This window comes from Galactobacillus timonensis, from assembly GCF_900240265.1.
GTDB lineage: Bacteria > Bacillota_I > Bacilli_A > Erysipelotrichales > Erysipelotrichaceae > Bulleidia > Bulleidia timonensis.
Genome location: NZ_LT964739.1, coordinates 854,021 through 869,493, shown reverse-complemented (window position 1 = coordinate 869,493; position 15,473 = coordinate 854,021). Strand labels below are relative to the sequence as shown.

Annotated in this window: 14 protein-coding genes; 3 read left to right on the top strand and 11 right to left on the bottom strand. The window is 47.7% G+C overall.

Annotated features, from left to right (window positions below):
• Positions 1 to 181: 181 nt before the first annotated feature.
• A complete protein-coding gene (locus C1714_RS04095; protein WP_102342000.1) occupies positions 182 to 1,330 on the top strand; it encodes a M24 family metallopeptidase in 1,149 nt (382 codons plus the stop codon).
• Between the two features lie 141 nt (positions 1,331 to 1,471).
• Here C1714_RS04095 and lacZ read toward each other — a convergent pair whose 3' ends face one another.
• Entirely contained in the window at positions 1,472 to 4,570 is a 3,099-nt protein-coding gene (lacZ, locus tag C1714_RS04090) for a beta-galactosidase, LacZ type (RefSeq protein ID WP_210115248.1), read from the bottom strand.
• 89 nt (positions 4,571 to 4,659) lie between these two features.
• Between lacZ and C1714_RS04085 the strand changes: the two genes are divergently transcribed.
• Positions 4,660 to 5,037, top strand: a complete 378-nt coding sequence (locus C1714_RS04085; protein ID WP_102341999.1) for a RidA family protein — start codon at positions 4,660 to 4,662, stop codon at positions 5,035 to 5,037.
• Here C1714_RS04085 and C1714_RS04080 read toward each other — a convergent pair whose 3' ends face one another.
• From C1714_RS04080 to C1714_RS04060, 5 genes are all read right to left on the bottom strand, one after another.
• Positions 5,038 to 5,940 carry an acetamidase/formamidase family protein gene (locus C1714_RS04080; RefSeq protein WP_102341998.1) on the bottom strand — a complete coding sequence of 301 codons (903 nt, stop codon included), beginning with the start codon at positions 5,938 to 5,940 and terminating at the stop codon, positions 5,038 to 5,040. It lies immediately after the preceding gene.
• Positions 5,941 to 5,950: 10 nt separating this feature from the next.
• Positions 5,951 to 7,408 carry a Na+/H+ antiporter NhaC family protein gene (locus tag C1714_RS04075; RefSeq protein ID WP_102341997.1) on the bottom strand — a complete coding sequence of 486 codons (1,458 nt, stop codon included), beginning with the start codon at positions 7,406 to 7,408 and terminating at the stop codon, positions 5,951 to 5,953.
• A gap of 351 nt (positions 7,409 to 7,759) precedes the next feature.
• On the bottom strand, positions 7,760 to 8,566 hold the full coding sequence (locus C1714_RS04070) for an SDR family NAD(P)-dependent oxidoreductase (RefSeq protein WP_102341996.1): 807 nt from the start codon (positions 8,564 to 8,566) through the stop codon (positions 7,760 to 7,762).
• A 2-nt stretch (positions 8,567 to 8,568) separates the two neighbouring features.
• Positions 8,569 to 9,936 (bottom strand): amino acid permease, encoded by a 1,368-nt coding sequence (locus C1714_RS04065; protein ID WP_102341995.1) that lies wholly within the window; start codon positions 9,934 to 9,936, stop codon positions 8,569 to 8,571.
• 112 nt (positions 9,937 to 10,048) lie between these two features.
• Positions 10,049 to 11,743: an FAD-dependent oxidoreductase gene (locus C1714_RS04060; protein ID WP_102341994.1), complete on the bottom strand. Its 1,695-nt coding sequence runs from the start codon at positions 11,741 to 11,743 to the stop codon at positions 10,049 to 10,051.
• Between the two features lie 154 nt (positions 11,744 to 11,897).
• On the opposite strand from C1714_RS04060, the gene C1714_RS04055 reads away from it, so the two are divergent.
• Positions 11,898 to 12,341 carry a C-GCAxxG-C-C family protein gene (locus C1714_RS04055; protein ID WP_167849920.1) on the top strand — a complete coding sequence of 148 codons (444 nt, stop codon included), beginning with the start codon at positions 11,898 to 11,900 and terminating at the stop codon, positions 12,339 to 12,341.
• A 67-nt stretch (positions 12,342 to 12,408) separates the two neighbouring features.
• Here C1714_RS04055 and C1714_RS04050 read toward each other — a convergent pair whose 3' ends face one another.
• The 5 genes from C1714_RS04050 to C1714_RS04030 form a co-directional block, all read right to left on the bottom strand.
• Positions 12,409 to 12,780, bottom strand: a complete 372-nt coding sequence (locus tag C1714_RS04050; protein ID WP_245305035.1) for a hypothetical protein — start codon at positions 12,778 to 12,780, stop codon at positions 12,409 to 12,411.
• Between the two features lie 239 nt (positions 12,781 to 13,019).
• Entirely contained in the window at positions 13,020 to 13,808 is a 789-nt protein-coding gene (locus tag C1714_RS04045) for a BtpA/SgcQ family protein (RefSeq protein ID WP_102341991.1), read from the bottom strand.
• Positions 13,809 to 13,824: 16 nt separating this feature from the next.
• A complete protein-coding gene (locus C1714_RS04040; RefSeq protein ID WP_102341990.1) occupies positions 13,825 to 14,616 on the bottom strand; it encodes a BtpA/SgcQ family protein in 792 nt (263 codons plus the stop codon).
• Between the two features lie 2 nt (positions 14,617 to 14,618).
• Positions 14,619 to 14,993 (bottom strand): VOC family protein, encoded by a 375-nt coding sequence (locus C1714_RS04035; protein ID WP_102341989.1) that lies wholly within the window; start codon positions 14,991 to 14,993, stop codon positions 14,619 to 14,621.
• A gap of 2 nt (positions 14,994 to 14,995) precedes the next feature.
• Positions 14,996 to 15,418, bottom strand: coding sequence for a PTS sugar transporter subunit IIA (locus tag C1714_RS04030; RefSeq protein ID WP_167849917.1), 423 nt, complete (start codon positions 15,416 to 15,418; stop codon positions 14,996 to 14,998).
• Positions 15,419 to 15,473 lie beyond the last annotated feature (55 nt).

The window sequence follows — 15,473 nt, the reverse complement described above, 5'->3', positions numbered from 1 at the left end:
GAACATCTTTAAGGTAGCGCAGATTGTGAAAAGCGTGCAAAATTATGTAAATAAAGTGAAGAAAATTTCAAATATTATTGAAAATTTTCGGAAAACCATTTTCATTAACCGTTTTCATTCCCGATTTTCATTTCACGTCATCAATTTCCATCTATGATGAACAGAAGAAAGAAGGATAACTATGATATCTGCCCGCAGAACAAAGGCATGTGAAGTAATCAATAACGCCCGTCTCGATGGTGTTCTCTTCGCCACCGGCCCTGTTTTTCAGTATCTATCGGAATGTACGCAGTATTTTTGGCAGCGCGCATGCATGGATAACATCGAAGGTCTCCATCAGTCGAAGATCAATCCTGAGACGCTGCTGTTCTTATCCAGGGACGGTGACTGCACGATCATCACGATTCCGCAGTATAAGGATCAGTTTCCCAATCAGAAGGTCATTCCTTCCTATATGGATCAGTTCGAAGATACGCTGGCCAGAGTCATTACCGGCACCGTCATCGGCATCGGCAACGACTGCGAACAGTTTCTGAAGGATACGCTCCATGAAGTAAATCCCAATATTCAAACCGTACCTGCCGAACGTCTCTTTGATGAGATGCGTTCCATCAAGGATCAAAACGAGATTGCCCAGATGCGCAGGATGGCACAGTTTACCGATGATGCGGTCATGCATTGCGTCAAACATCTTCATGAAGGCATGACCCAGTGGGATGCGGAAAATCTTCTGATGCAGTACGGCTTCGATCACGGTATTCAGGATTTTTCCTTTCCGCCGACCGCCGGCTTCAAGACGCGGGGCACCTTCGGGCCGGATGAGATGTTTGACTTCTCACGTGACTCTGTCCTGGTGCCCGGTACCGCCATCGCCTTCGATGTCGGCTATATAGACCATGGCTACTGCAGCGACTGGGGGCGCACCGTGTACTATGGAAAGGCTCCGGAGCTCGTGAAACACGGCTACGACGTTTTGAACCATGCCTGCGTCCATCTTGTTGAGCAGATCGTTCCCTACAAAACCAATGTCAAAGACTGCTTCGACATGATCCGCGACGATGTGGAAAAAGACGGTTACCTCGATTATCTGCGCTATAAGGATGAACGCATGCTCGGCCACCAGATCGGTACCGAGTGCCACGAACATCCGATGGTCAACGCACAGACCGACGCCATCCTCAAGCCCGGCATGATCTTCTGCAGTGAGCCGAAGATGGCTTTCCCCGGCGAGTGCTATATGCGTGTCGAAGACATGGTGCTGGTTACGGATACGGGTGCCGAGTTCCTTACTCACTTTCCGCGTGATCTGTTTGAGTTCAGCAATGACTAAAACATCAAAACATCATCCTTAGAAAAATAAAATGGTTTCGGGCGTAATCATTTACGTTCGAAACCATTTTTCCTGCCCATCATTTTTGAGCCGCCGGAATCACAGCGTCAGACTCATACCCGCCGCATTCATTCGCTCATCTTACTTCCCCTTGAAAGAGAAGGAGAAATGAAGATGCTGCGAAGGATCGATCATGAACTGTGAATGCGTCTTTGCGCCCCACGAGTTATCGCCGCCCACACCCTCCTGTGCAAGACTGCAGCGAACAACGGTATAGTACGGCTTCGGCAGATCATACCAGTGCATCGCAGCTTCCAGCTGCTCCGGCGTATAGGGAACGGCGCTGAAATTCATCGTATGATCTACAGCAGAGAACCGGATGCCATGGCCCTGTTCATCGGTAATCTCTGCCCAGCGGACATCCGTATGATTGCCTGTCTCCTGGGGAACGACGTACGGTTCCATCGTATCCTTGACATTGCATGCATAGACGCCGATCTTTTCACCATCCTGACGGTCGCTGTAGCTTTCCTTCGGCCCCCGGCCGTACCAGGTGAGATGCGAGTAGTCGGCACTGAACTTCATCAGAAAGCCATATTCCGGAAGAACAGGCATGCCGGCTTCCCCTTCATAATCCATGCGCACGGTCACCGTACCGTCCTGCGTAAATGTATAGGTCACATCGCCATAGGTCTCCGGCACCGTCGGAAGATAGATACGGTAAACAGCCTTGAAGCAGTTATCCTCTTCGATGAACTTCGGATATCCCGCCAGCGCTTCGCCGACCGCAGGATCCTTAACATTTCGCGGCACAGACGTCTGATACAGTGAAGCCGTCTTCCATATCGCACATTCCAGCATATGCTGACTGCCGGCATCGTTCTGCGTCGGTGCGCGCCAGAAGTTCATGCGCGGAAGGGACTCGATCAGTTCCCTGCCGCACCAGCGGTACGATACAAGGCCGGCATGATCCAGCAGCGCATGCCAGTGCTCTCCACCGACGCCGACGTTGTACCAGCCATAAGTAACCTGCAAAGCCGTGTGATCGCCATCCTCATGTTGTGTCAGCGGGGCAGGATTCTGTTCTTCTATGGAATAGGCATATTGACCAAAGGCAATCTCATAGCCCGCCTTCGCCCACTCTGTATCCTCCTTCAGCCGCATCGATACGGTGATGACATATTCCCCCGCCTTCGTTTCCGTTTTCACCGGCAGAGAAAAGGTGTCCTGCCCACATGGCGCTACGGACCAGGAAACCGTTTCCTTCTGCAGAACCTTTCCTTCCCTTTCAACCATCACCACAGAGTCATAGTGATCCGTATCCGTAAACAGGCTGCGGTTATACAGCGCTGCTTCGTCTTTGGTCAGTGTGATCCTGACCGGTGCATAGCAATACTTCACTTCATCGAGCTTTGCATAGGGACGATGAGCCCCCGTTAACAGTCCGTCGGCCGAGAAGTCATAGTCTGTCGGCCGCTCGCCGCAATCGCCGCCATAGCCCTGATATTCTTCGCCATAACGCGTCTTCAGGCGGATGCTCTGATCGACAAAGTCCCAGATGAAGCCGCCCTGATATTTCGGAATGCGATCCGTCATATCGGTATAGGAGCGCATGTCACCTGTACTGTTGCCCATCGAGTGCATATATTCGCACATGATGAACGGCTTCTCAGGATGTTCCTGAATGAACTGCTCCACATCCTTTGCCGGCGTATACATCTGCGACTCCATGTCCGACGTACCGTTGTAGCGCCGGTCATGCTTGATGCCTTCGTAATGGACGAGACGGTCCGGATCCAGTGCCCGGAACTTCTCCGACATCAGATAGATGTCCCTGCCGCCATAGGATTCATTGCCAGCCGACCAGATCAGAATCGAAGGATGATTCTTGTCCCTTTGATATGTGCTGTTTACCCTGTCCAGTAACATCGGCACATATTCCTCACGATCTCCGGGCAGCGCCTCATCCTGCCGCAGAGTCCCGTTCATGACCTGGGCGAAGACGCCGTTGGTTTCCATGTTTGTTTCCGCAATCAGATAGAGACCATAGCGGTCACAGAGATCATAGATATATTCATCGTTGGGGTAATGCGACGTACGGATCGCATTGATGTTGTTCTGCTTCATCAGAACAATGTCATGAAGCACATCCGTGCGATTGACAGCTCTGCCGCTGTCGCAGTTGAACTCGTGCCGGTTGACGCCGTTGAACACGATGCGTTTCCCGTTGATGCACATAAGGCCATCCTTCATCTCAAATCTCCGGAAACCGACCTGTTGATGAATGACCTCCTGCAGAGTGCCATCCACATCGATCACCTGCAGGTGCAGATCATAAAGCTGCGGATCCTCGGCACTCCAAAGCCTGGGAAACGACACGAACAGACGCACCGAAAACTGCAGGCTGCCGCCATGAATTTCCTTCGCCATCGAAGAAACAGCTTCCCCGTTCCTCTCCAGGGAAATGATCACCTGGCCGCTTCCGCCCGCCTTCATCTCTACTTCCAGCTGCCCGTCATGATACACATCATCCAATAACGTACGCACCTTGAAGTCTTCGATACATACCGCCGGCTTCCAGTACAGATATACGTCGCGGAAGATGCCGGAGAAGCGATAGAAATCCTGATCCTCCAGCCACGAGGAGGAGGTCCAGTGAATCACCTCCACCGCCATCACGTTTCTTCCTTCATGCACGAAAGAAGAGATATCGAAGTCCGTCGGCGTAAAGGAATCTTCGCTGTAACCGACATAGCTGCCATTGATCCACAGCGCAAAACCGGACTCCGCGCCCTGAAAGGAAAGGCAGAGAGATCCGGCCTCAAAAGAGACATCTTCCTTTCTCAGGTCGAATGTCCTCCAGTAACAGCCGATGGGGTTGTATTTTTCAGGAATGTCTCCGATCGCCACATCTTCCCAGCCATCCCATGGATACTGCTCATTGACATACATCGGGATCCCATAGCCTTCCATCTGAAAATGCGCCGGCACCGGAATATCCTGCCAGGCAGACGCATCAAATTCCTCATCCGCAAAATCCGAGGGCACACCGTCAAAATTCCGGGCATAGAAGAACTTCCATTCCCCGTTCAGTGAACGGATAAAGCTGCTGTGTCCATCCGCATACTCCTCTTCATTCCGATAGTAGGAAAACGCCGCGTGGGCAGGCAGCGCCCCCTCCTTGAACATGCGCGGATCACATGCTTTTGAACGTATCATTTCCGGCGTAACATCTGCCATAGCACTTCCTCCCGATCAACACAATCATTGACCAATGACTCATTACTCAATATTATTCTGTACAAGTTAAATGAAAGGAAGACAATTTCATGAATAACAAGATATATACAGACAAGGCACCGGCAGCCATCGGCCCCTATTCCCAGGCAGTTCAGGCCGGAAATATTCTCTACATCTCCGGCATGATTCCCGTTGATCCCGCCACCAACGCCATGGCCGGATCCACCATCGAAGAACAGGCTTCCCAGATCATGCGCAATATCGACGCCGTACTGAAAGAAGCAGGTTATTCCGTTGACGATGTTGTCAAGACAACCTGCTTCCTTGCGGATATGAATGATTTTACCAGGTTCAATGAAGTCTACGCCGATTTCTTTACATCGAAGCCTGCCCGCTCCTGCGTCGCTGTCAAACAGCTGCCCAAAGGCGCGCTGGCTGAAGTAGAAACCATCGCCATCAAGGCCTGATCAGGGAATCAGACGCGGCTTGCCTGCAAGTTTCGGTACACCGACGCGGAAGGTATCTCCTTCTTCGTCGGTTTCATTTTGGTCGAGAACGGCCTGATTGGCTTCGAGGATTCCCTGCACACTGATATACATTGTCGTATCCGTCGCATCCCAGCCATAGGCGTTCATCACCAGCCGCTGCAGTTCCTCATAGCCCCGCTGAATGGCCGTATCACAGGTACGGCCGTTTGTATTGACATACCATGCGTCCGCCGTCTCCGTCACAGGCCAGTTCAAATGAAACTGCTTGATCAGCCGCACACGTACAACAATGTCTGCCGCGATCTCGATGCCTGTCTCACACACTTCGCCATCGCCCATACTTGCATGTACATCGCCCATTGCCAGCAGAGCACCTTCCACCTGTACCGGGAAATAAACAGTCGCTCCCTTGCGGATCTTCCGGCTGTCCATATTTCCCCCGCAGCAGAAGCTGTAGCCGGAAGGTACAGGATCTTTGGCCGGTGCCGTACCAATGACGCCGATCATCGGATCCGCCGGCCACGTGACGTCGTTGAAATAAACGACACCATCCCTGACCTGAACAATCTTCGTGCGCAGTTCACATGTCTTCCAAAGCGCCCCAAACCCTTCAATCGTTGCGATCACACCGTGACTAGCGGTCTGAATATCTAGAATATCAACAGCCAGTACATCGCCCGGTTCGGCACCGTTGACATACAGCGGTCCCGTTGCTGGATTAGTGTGGGTAAAGTCGATGTTTTCTTCGTGGTCCGCTTCCGTTTTAATCTGTCCCCCGAAGCAGTCCTGGGTCACAAAATGAACAATCGTACCGGGGTCACAATTTGCCTCCGGCGCATTGTCCTTGCAAAAGTCATAGATGAATTTTCTCAGTGTAAGCATATCTCCCTCCTTAGAAAATAAAACCAGCCACAAGATACAGCACAGCAGTCACTGCCCCAAACATCAGTGAATAAGGAACACAGTTGCTTGCATGGTAGGCTGTTGGAAGTCCGGTCACCGATGCCGTCAAAGTTGAAAAGTCACAGATATAGCAGAAGTTATTTCCAAATGCTCCGGCAGATATCATTGCCGCCGCGCAAAGGTACGGATTTGCCCCGATCTGAATAGCCATCGGAAGAATCACTGGAAATGCGATCAGCAACAGGTTCCAGTTCAATGACATTGCGGCCTCAGAGCAGCTGAAGATTACAAATAATGCCAGCGGCAGAAGACGCGGATCCGCAAACTGCTGAGCCAGGCCAACGAGATAATCCGTATAACCGATTGCAGAGATGCAGTCACCAAGGACATAACTGAAGAGGATCAGAAGATTCAGGTACGTAAATTCCTTACAGCCTTCAATCAGACATTCTTCCACATCATCTGTGTCGATGATCCCACGCAGCAGATAATAGACAAATGTCAACGGCGTCACCACCAGCATCGCAGGTACCAGATCCCAGTCAAAGAAATACGAAAGAAGAATCATTACCAGGATAGGCATGAAAAAGTCGAACAGATTTCCCCGGCGCCCAGATCGTTCCGTCTCCGTATCATTTTCGATCTCATCCAGCGGTTTATATAATTCTGGATGCGGCGTCTTCATTCCGCGGAAGCGCGGCAGCTTTCCTAAAGCAAACAGCAAAGAGCCAATCATTGCCACCCATGCATAAAAACTGAATGGAATTGTTTTTAGAAATGCGCGGAACCCTTCTGCATATGTCGAAGCAAAGCCATCGACTACGAAAATGCCTGCCATGAATGCGGTCCAAGAACTGATCGGAAATAAGACACGGATCGGCTCGCCAAGCGTCTGAATAATGAAGGCACAGTCTTCCCGAGGCACTTTCTTTTCATCGTAGATCGGTGTCATGATGCCGCCATTTACTGTAATATGCATATAGTCATCGAAGAACAGCGGAAACTGCATTAGCCACGTCCAAAAGTTCAGCGATTTTCCGGTCTTCGCGTGTTTCTGGACGATTTTTGAGAAGGAGGCCGTAGATCCGGCTCTTCCAAGCAGGCGGACAAACACATTCAGGAGGTCGCAGTTCACGATCATCCAAACGAAGTCATCAAGCTCCATGTTGGAATAGGTACGTTCCACAAGTCCATCCACAAAGCCAGAGAAACCGCCCTTGCCATAGATCAGTGCAAGACCCATGAACGCTCCAAAGATCAGCGTCTCAAGAATGCGTCTCGACAGCAGAGCATAATACAGAAGAAAAATGACGATGAGAGTCCCAATCGCCGGATTTACTTCTTTCGACATTGCAGAAACCGCAAAGCATACACAAACCAGCACAATGCCGACGCCATATGTCAGCAGCTTGTGCAGCCAGGTATGATGATCCATAACCCTTTCCATACTTTGTTATCCCCCAATACCAAAATAATATTGCCGAAAGATTAATACCTGTAGCATGAACCGCCTATTTTGTGTATGCATATATGTGAAAAATGAAAACGAAACAACTATTGTTTCAGGTTCAAAAAGGCAGTTGGTTTTATCCACAGTCGCCTAAAAAACAGAACACTGAAAATTATAAAGCTTACTAGTCATTTCATGATTTTTCCTCATGAAATGTAATGTTTGTTATTTCCTATTTTGGCTTATTATCATCACGCTTGTAAAGATAAGCACAGACAAAAAGAAAGCAGATATCAAGAGGTCTATCTTACCTTTGACATCCGCTATGTTTCCAATTTAATAATTTCTTCAGTTCCCTGCCGTCATTCCACCATCAACTAGAATATTTGCACCATTGATATAGGAAGCCTTGTCACTGCACAGGAACAGAACGACATTACCAATTTCTTCCGGCTCCGCAATTCTTCCCATCGGCCCGACCGTAACATTGTCCCAGCCATCGTGGCCAATTCCGTCCTCCTTATATCCATTGAGAATCGAAGCAAACATCGGCGTATCTACCCAGCCTGGAGAGATGGAATTGACACGCACACCGTTCTTTCCATTTTCTACAGCTGCGTTCTTCGACATACCAATAATTGCCCACTTAGAAGAACCATAGCCAATCTCCAGCGAATATCCGAACATTCCCGACACTGAGCCAAAATTTACGATTGATCCCTTCTTGTTTTTCTGCATCACTGGCAGAACATGTTCCATCATCATATAGGTTCCAAGGGCATTGATATCGTAAACACGCTTGAACGCTTCCGTCGTATAGTCCTCTGTACGTTTTTGAGGTCCGCCCCATCCAGCAGTATTCACAAGATGATCAACCGTTCCCCAGCGATCCAGAACCGCCTGTACAGAAGCCTTTACATCATCCTCATCAGCAACGTTGCACTTGTGAACCAGTATCCGTTGCGGATCCATGCCAAAGTGCCTTAAGGTCTCATTGCCGAACTCTTCGTTAATATCTAGGATCGCAACTTTTGCGCCTTCCTGATAAAACATGTTCGCAATGACGGCACCCATGCCGATCTTGTGGAACTTTTCAAACGCCTTAGGATTGATGCCACTTCCAGTCACAATGACAACTTCATCTTTAAAAGACATTATTATTCACCTCTCTCTTTTGCCTTTTCAGCGATAATGTCTGCATTGGCTTTCTTGAAATACATGTAAGCAGGTAATGCTGTTGCCAGGGCAATGATCGAAGCAATGATGCCTGCACGCGGAGCCCATACAAACGTCGAAACCATAAGAATCACAGACGGAACAACTGCAAGAATACACATCAGAGGACCGCAAGGCATCCGGTAGGTCGGATGATAGTCTTTATTCTTGCGGATACGGAACCAGGTCAAGAAACCTAGTGCATTGCGGAACAAAGAAATCAGAGTGAAATATCCAAGAAGATCATTAATGGAAGAGAAGAAGACGAGTACACATGCAACGCCGATTTCCCACAGCATAGCAACATACGGCGTATTGTAAACAGGATGAACCTTTCCCCAGCTTCTCCACCAGTAGCCTTCCGAAGCAGCTTTATAGGTGATTCGCGGCTGCCACATCAGAAGGCCGCAGAGCGATCCAGTAACGACAAGAATTGCCAGAATTGCCGCAAGGTTTGCTGCAGAAGAGCCAATCCCCGGAATTTTGGAAAATGCTTCAGCGATCGGCGCATCCGATGCTGCAAGCGTCGGAATATCAACCAGCCGAACAGCGACCAGCGTTAGACCTGTATAAAGCAACGTGCAAATAATCACCGTGCTGATCAATGCCTTTGGAAGATTCTTTTCCGGATTTTCAATTTCACCTCCAATGACAGATGAAGCGTACATGCCATCATACGACCATGTTGTTGCTGAGATGCCTGCAAGCAGAGCAATAATACCTCCGCTCTGTGTCGCGGCATCAGCCCCTCCAACGCTGGAGCCATGCACAAACAGCAGACCAATGACAATCAGGATGAAGAATGGAATGATCTTGACCGCCGTTAATACGTTAATGATTTTCTCACCCGTTTTTGCACGCGTGATATGTATCCATCCAAAGAAAATAATCAGGCCGACTGCAATCAGCTTCACTACCAAATCCGGCCAATGCGTGAAATAGGCAAGGTATCCGCCGATTGAAAGAGCCATGATCGCTTCACCAATCGGATCTGAAGAGAAGAAGCATGACCACGAATAGAAGAAGCTCCAGAACTTCCATCCAGCTTCCCGGAAGAAGACAACCATGCCTCCATCTTCTGGATAGGCAGTTGACAATTCCGTATACAGCAGATTTTGCGGAATCATCAGCAAGCCACCGATCAAGAACGAAAGCACGGCAAGGACAGCAGTTCCAGCAGCACCAGCGACCTCTCCAACGGAAGTAAAAATGCCTGAGCCAACCGTTGATCCAACACCCATTGCGATCATTCCTGCAAGCGTAATTTTCCGTGTCAGTGTTACCTTCTGATCTTTAGAATTATCCTGCATATTATTATCCCTCTTTCCATTTTATTAAAATTATCACAAGATTATTTATACGTCTAGTTAGAACTTTCACAAAGTAGTAAAACCTTTGTAAAAACTTACGCTTGCCGTAATATCAGTTGAAGTTATACTCCGTCAGAATCGGCTCTTTTCCATAGATCTCAGTCTGGCCATACTCATACAGCGAGAGTCCAAGGAACGAACCCGAAATGTTGTATACATTATCAAATCCAAGATTCTGCAAAGCCATCAGAGCGTTGTAACTTCTTTGGCTCGAGCGGCAATGGAGATACACCGGCCGTTCCTTCGGAATTTCATTGACTCGACTCCGAAGTTCACTGAGCGGAATATTATGACTTCCAATGATGTGCCCCCTTGCATATTCACCCTTCTCGCGTACATCGATAATGTACGCATTGTTTTCAACTAGGCCACGGACATCCGAAACCTTCACCTGACGGAACACCCCGTTCAGCACATTCAATCCAACCAGCGCTGCCATATGAACCGCATCCTTAGCTGTTGAAACAACCGGTGCATAGCAAAGCTCTACATCACGCAGATCTTCAAGCGTACCGCCCATATGAATCAGCGTTGCAATGACATCAATTCTACGATCTGCGTCATGATCACCAATTGCTTGCGCCCCAAGGATTCTGCCCGTAGGAACCTCGAACAGAAGCTTCAGATGAATCGGCTCACTATCAGGCATAATTCCGACCTTGTCCTGCGGAATCACATAAACAAAGTCATAGGAAATGCCTGCCTTTTTCGCGTTGGTTTCATTCAATCCCGTGCTTGCCGCATACTTCGTAAAGATACGCACTACCGAAGATCCAATAAAGCCAGTGCGATGATCCGGCTTACCATAAATTGCATCGGCAGCCTTACGAGCTTCCATCTGTGCCGGCCAAGCAAGTGCGATTCTTCCCGGCTTTCCTGTTAATTCATTAAATTCTTCAATCGCATCACCAACAGCATAGATGGAAGGATCACTGGTCTGGAAATTGTGATTCACCTTAATACCGCCCGTCTCGCCAATTTCAAGACCAGCATTCTTTGCCAGCGTCGTTTCAGGACGTACACCGATTGCCATGACAACAACATCTGCAGGAACTTGTTTGCCACTTTGAGTTACGCAATACCCGTCCGTGATTTCCTTGAGCCCATCTCCCAGTACAAGACGTACACCATTGTCCAGCATCTCCTTGTGAAGGATCTGAACCATGTCAAAATCGAAATTCGACATGATCTGATTCTGTGCCTCGATGATTGAAACACAGCGATCACCTTTCTTCAGATTTTCAGCCACTTCGCAGCCAATGAATCCTCCACCAACAATCGCAATGTTATGAGACTTTGTTTCCATGACATAGTGATCCAGCCGTCCAATGTCATCCACATTCCTGATCGTAAATACATTCAGACGATCAATCCCTTTTATACTCGCCGGAAGGATCGGAGCAGCACCAGTAGAAAGAATCAGAACGTCATAGTTATCTTCCCTCATCTCATTTGTTACGAGGTCATGGATTGTGACGGTTCTTTTCTCTCTGTCAATGGATGTCACCTCCGTATTTGTATGAACATTAATGTTGTACTGATTCCGATACTGATCCACAGACATCATTACCAGATCATCTATGTTCTCAACCGTGCGGCTTAGATAATAAGGAAGACAGCAGTTAGAGAACGAAACAAAGGAGCCACGCTCATAGATCACAATCTCAGCGGACTCATCCAGCCGCCGGATTCTTGCCGCAGCGGAACCGCCTCCTGCAACACCGCCAACAACCACAACTTTTGTCATACGTATTCAATTCCTTTCTATATATTTATGAAATTCCTATATCTATTTAACAGCTAATATTGCTTACTGTTTATCATCTCTTCATCTATCGACTGTAGTATGATAAATAAAACTTGGAGGAGCAGGTAACATGCCTGCAGGGGAGAACAATACGATGGAAAAAATGACGGAAGAATTAGCAGGGAAGATGCTCGATGAGCAAGGATATCATTGCAGCCAGGTTGTCATAAGTCATGCTTCCGAACAATTTGGACTCGAGAAAGAAGAAGCAATGAAACTGGCATCCGGACTTGGCGGCGGATGCTTCGCCGGAGAAACATGCGGCGCCGTCTCAGGTGCTATTATCCTTCTTGGTCTGAAATATGGATTCAGTGCACCAAACTCTAAGGAACAGGATCAGATTCTCAAAAACAAGATCCATGAATTCGAAAAGAAATTTGTCGATCGCTGCGGATCGCTTACATGCCGCGGACTGCTTGACGGCTTAAGCAATGCCGATCCTGAGCAGAGCAAGCTGATCGAAGAACGCGGCTTATATTCTAGATGTAAAACCTACTGTGCTGCTTCCTGCGAAATTCTGGATGAAATGCTTAAATAGTCGGCTGTACAGGCGCGGGCCAAAACGGTCCGTGTTTTTTTGTATGTGTTAAAAATTGTTAGGTGAATCAGCCGACTTTCTTCATCCCTTCAAGTTTTGCGATACACTGATGCATCAGATCATACGAATCTTTATATAGTCTGCTGCTCTTGTTCACTGTGGCAACAACAAAGTTCAGATACTCCGTGATCTCTTCTTTTCCAGATAACGTAATCTGTAGGCGCAATGAATTACAGACTTCTCCGCCCATGCCCGGAATTTTACCAATCCAGCGTGTCGGTCCATTTTTCTGGACATCTGTATTTTCAATGATCTTCCAGCTGATAATCTCCTTGAAATCATGGCATCCGTCATGATTTATTGGACATCGCCAAAGATGATGAACACTGTCAATCGAAAGCATATTGCCAACACGGTCTGTCTCAGAAAACTGTTCCATCCTGTCGAAAGAATTCTTGAACATTGAAAACGGAAAATAGCTTAGGTTTTTTCCTGGAAGGTAGCCTGCTTTTATCAAGCAGTCTTTACAGACATATTTTCCATCCGCTGTTGTATATACCGGCAGATTTTTTCCACACAGCTCACATGTCTCTATATTCTTCATAGTCATTCATAAAGATTCAGCCGGAGCAAAAATAAACATTTTCACTCCGGCCACATCTATGATTCAATAAAGCGTTACTTTGAGTATACTCCGCGAACGAGACCCATAAAGCTCTTTACAAGCTCCGGATCAACCTTCCCATCCTTCTTAAAACCACGGCCGACAATAATTCCATCTGCATATTTCAGATAGTCGAGAACATTGTCCTCATGAACACCGTTGCCAACAATAATCGGGAAATCACCGATAGCTTCACGCATACTCTTGACATCTTCAGGCGTCACATGCTTGCAGTGATCATTCTCTGTCACAATGATGGCGTCAGAGTCATGTCCGATCGCATTTCCAGCCAGCTCATTGATTGCAACATCAGGGACACCATATGTCTCAGCAGTATGTACATCCGTAAACAGCATGGTCTTTGAAGGATATTCCTTCTGAAGCTGTGCAAGCGGCGTCGAGCATCCTTCGATATATCCAAAGGAACCAGCGCGGTTATCTACAAACGCCTCTACACGAATGAAATCAGCGCCTACTGCATAGGCCATGATCCATTCCTGTTTCCATGCGTTCATTTCAATATTTACACCAAACGGGATCTTGCAGAATTCACGGATTTCTGTTGCAATTTTCAGTTGCAGCGAATACCCAGCCAGAGGAACCTCTGTGCTGTACTGGGGCCAGTCGCTGAAGTTTTCAAGCATGATCGCATCGCATCCGCAATCGATCAGTGTATGCGCATCACGAAGTGCCTTTTCTTCAATCTCAGCATTGTTTCCCTTATATGCAGGGTTACCCGGCATCGGGTCCAGATGAACCATGCCCATAATCATCTTGTTCTTGAACAATTCCTCGTGCTTCATTTCTCTTCTCCATTCTTTAGCGTTTCAGCGCTTCAACAAATTTTTTTACACGGTCTTCATCAATCCCGTTCATCACATTTCCATCAACTTTGAAACTCGATCCAACAATCGCCCCATCGCAGACATCAAAATAATCTTTGGCCGTTTCTGCCTTTACACCCGATCCAACGATGACCGGGAAATCTCCTGCGATACGTTTGGTCTGCTTTACCTCTTCAATGGACGGGCTCTTCCCCGTAACAAGACCAGTCTCGATGACTGCATCTCCGCCGCCTTCGATGATTGATTCAATCGTAAAATCCAGTGGTTGTTCAGCCAAAGCAAATGTATGCTTCACATTCAGATCGCACAGCAATGCAATGTCTTTCGGATACCTCTGCTTGAGGCGCATTAAATGAGGTCCTGCAGCCTTAAATGTTCCATTCGGTCCAACTCGCGTCTCAGCAAAGACTTCAACACGGATAAAATCCGCATTGCATGCATACGCAACAGCCCATTCTGAATCGACGTCATTGAACTGAACATTGATTCCCATCGGCAAAGATGTTTCCTGGCGCAAACGCGTTGCAATTTCCGTAAAGGAAGTCACTGAGATCAGTTCATTGGCACTGTCGTAGGGAATATCCCCAAAGTTTTCGACGATGAATGCGTTTGCTCCGCCAGCTTCAAGAGCCTTCAGGTCTTTCAGGGCAACCTGGTAAACATCCTCAAGATTGCCACCATAACCTGGTGCGCCAGGTAGCGGCTTCAAATGAACCATGCCGATGACCGGCTTGGTATCTCCAAATACTTTTTTGAACAGTGTCATTTTCAGTAGCAGACTTCGAGAACGTTGTCTTCAAATGTTACAGCGCGAATTTCCTTACCGCCATTAGTGGCAGGTTCATAGAAAACTTTATATCCTGCAGCATGAATCTTATCGATTACTACATCCAGAGCCTCCTTGCTGTCAAGCTTGATGCAAATATGGGCAAATCCGGTTCTGTTAGGATCTTTCGGCGTATCAACGATCTCCGGCTTTGTCATGATCTCAAGCTTTGGTCCCTCTCCGACTTTGAGAATATATTCTTTGAAGCCGTTGTCTTCGTGATACTCCGTTACTGTTTCAGCACCAAAATAATCTTCGAAAAATTTCTTGCAGCCTTCAAGGTCCTTCACAAACATGCCTACATTACTGATCCTCATATCTATTCTCCTATTTTTTCTTCAAGGTCACACACACCATCGGAACCCGTCTTTACAAGTTCCTTGATGTCGATCTCTTTGACTGACGGGTATTCCCCATCTTCTGCCTGGGCGTTTCTCTTTCCCAAAAGTTCCAGTAGCAATGACATATTTGCCCCACAAAGCACCTTTACATCGTCGCTCATCAGTGAAGCGCACATGTTGCATGGTGTTCCAAAAAGCAAATCACACAGAACGATGACACCATCTCCATCATTTAATTTCAGAACCTTTTTCTCCAGTTTTTCTGCATATTCATCCGGAGAATCTTCAGGCATCAGGCACAGTGCCTCTAGTGCAGGAATGTCCTCTCCAAAAAACAGATGGCTTGAATCAAGCATTCCTTCTGCAAATCTGCCATGGCTTGCGAGCAAAATTCCAATCATTTTCCCTACTAAGTATTGATGCAGAATCCTAGGCGGACTCTGCATCAATCATCCT

Excerpts from the sequence above, each read along its gene's own strand:
- C1714_RS04045 (WP_102341991.1), bottom strand. The coding sequence starts at position 13,808 with ATGAAGCACGAGGAATTGTTCAAGAACAAGATGATTATGGGCATGGTT.
- C1714_RS04080 (WP_102341998.1), bottom strand. The coding sequence starts at position 5,940 with ATGCTTACACTGAGAAAATTCATCTATGACTTTTGCAAGGACAATGCG.
- C1714_RS04060 (WP_102341994.1), bottom strand. The coding sequence starts at position 11,743 with ATGACAAAAGTTGTGGTTGTTGGCGGTGTTGCAGGAGGCGGTTCCGCT.
- C1714_RS04075 (WP_102341997.1), bottom strand. The coding sequence starts at position 7,408 with ATGGAAAGGGTTATGGATCATCATACCTGGCTGCACAAGCTGCTGACA.
- C1714_RS04070 (WP_102341996.1), bottom strand. The coding sequence starts at position 8,566 with ATGTCTTTTAAAGATGAAGTTGTCATTGTGACTGGAAGTGGCATCAAT.
- C1714_RS04065 (WP_102341995.1), bottom strand. The coding sequence starts at position 9,936 with ATGCAGGATAATTCTAAAGATCAGAAGGTAACACTGACACGGAAAATT.
- C1714_RS04050 (WP_245305035.1), bottom strand. The coding sequence starts at position 12,780 with ATGGAACAGTTTTCTGAGACAGACCGTGTTGGCAATATGCTTTCGATT.
- C1714_RS04030 (WP_167849917.1), bottom strand. The coding sequence starts at position 15,418 with ATGATTGGAATTTTGCTCGCAAGCCATGGCAGATTTGCAGAAGGAATG.
- lacZ (WP_210115248.1), bottom strand. The coding sequence starts at position 4,570 with ATGGCAGATGTTACGCCGGAAATGATACGTTCAAAAGCATGTGATCCG.
- C1714_RS04055 (WP_167849920.1), top strand. The coding sequence starts at position 11,898 with ATGGAAAAAATGACGGAAGAATTAGCAGGGAAGATGCTCGATGAGCAA.
- C1714_RS04095 (WP_102342000.1), top strand. The coding sequence starts at position 182 with ATGATATCTGCCCGCAGAACAAAGGCATGTGAAGTAATCAATAACGCC.
- C1714_RS04040 (WP_102341990.1), bottom strand. The coding sequence starts at position 14,616 with ATGACACTGTTCAAAAAAGTATTTGGAGATACCAAGCCGGTCATCGGC.
- C1714_RS04085 (WP_102341999.1), top strand. The coding sequence starts at position 4,660 with ATGAATAACAAGATATATACAGACAAGGCACCGGCAGCCATCGGCCCC.
- C1714_RS04035 (WP_102341989.1), bottom strand. The coding sequence starts at position 14,993 with ATGAGGATCAGTAATGTAGGCATGTTTGTGAAGGACCTTGAAGGCTGC.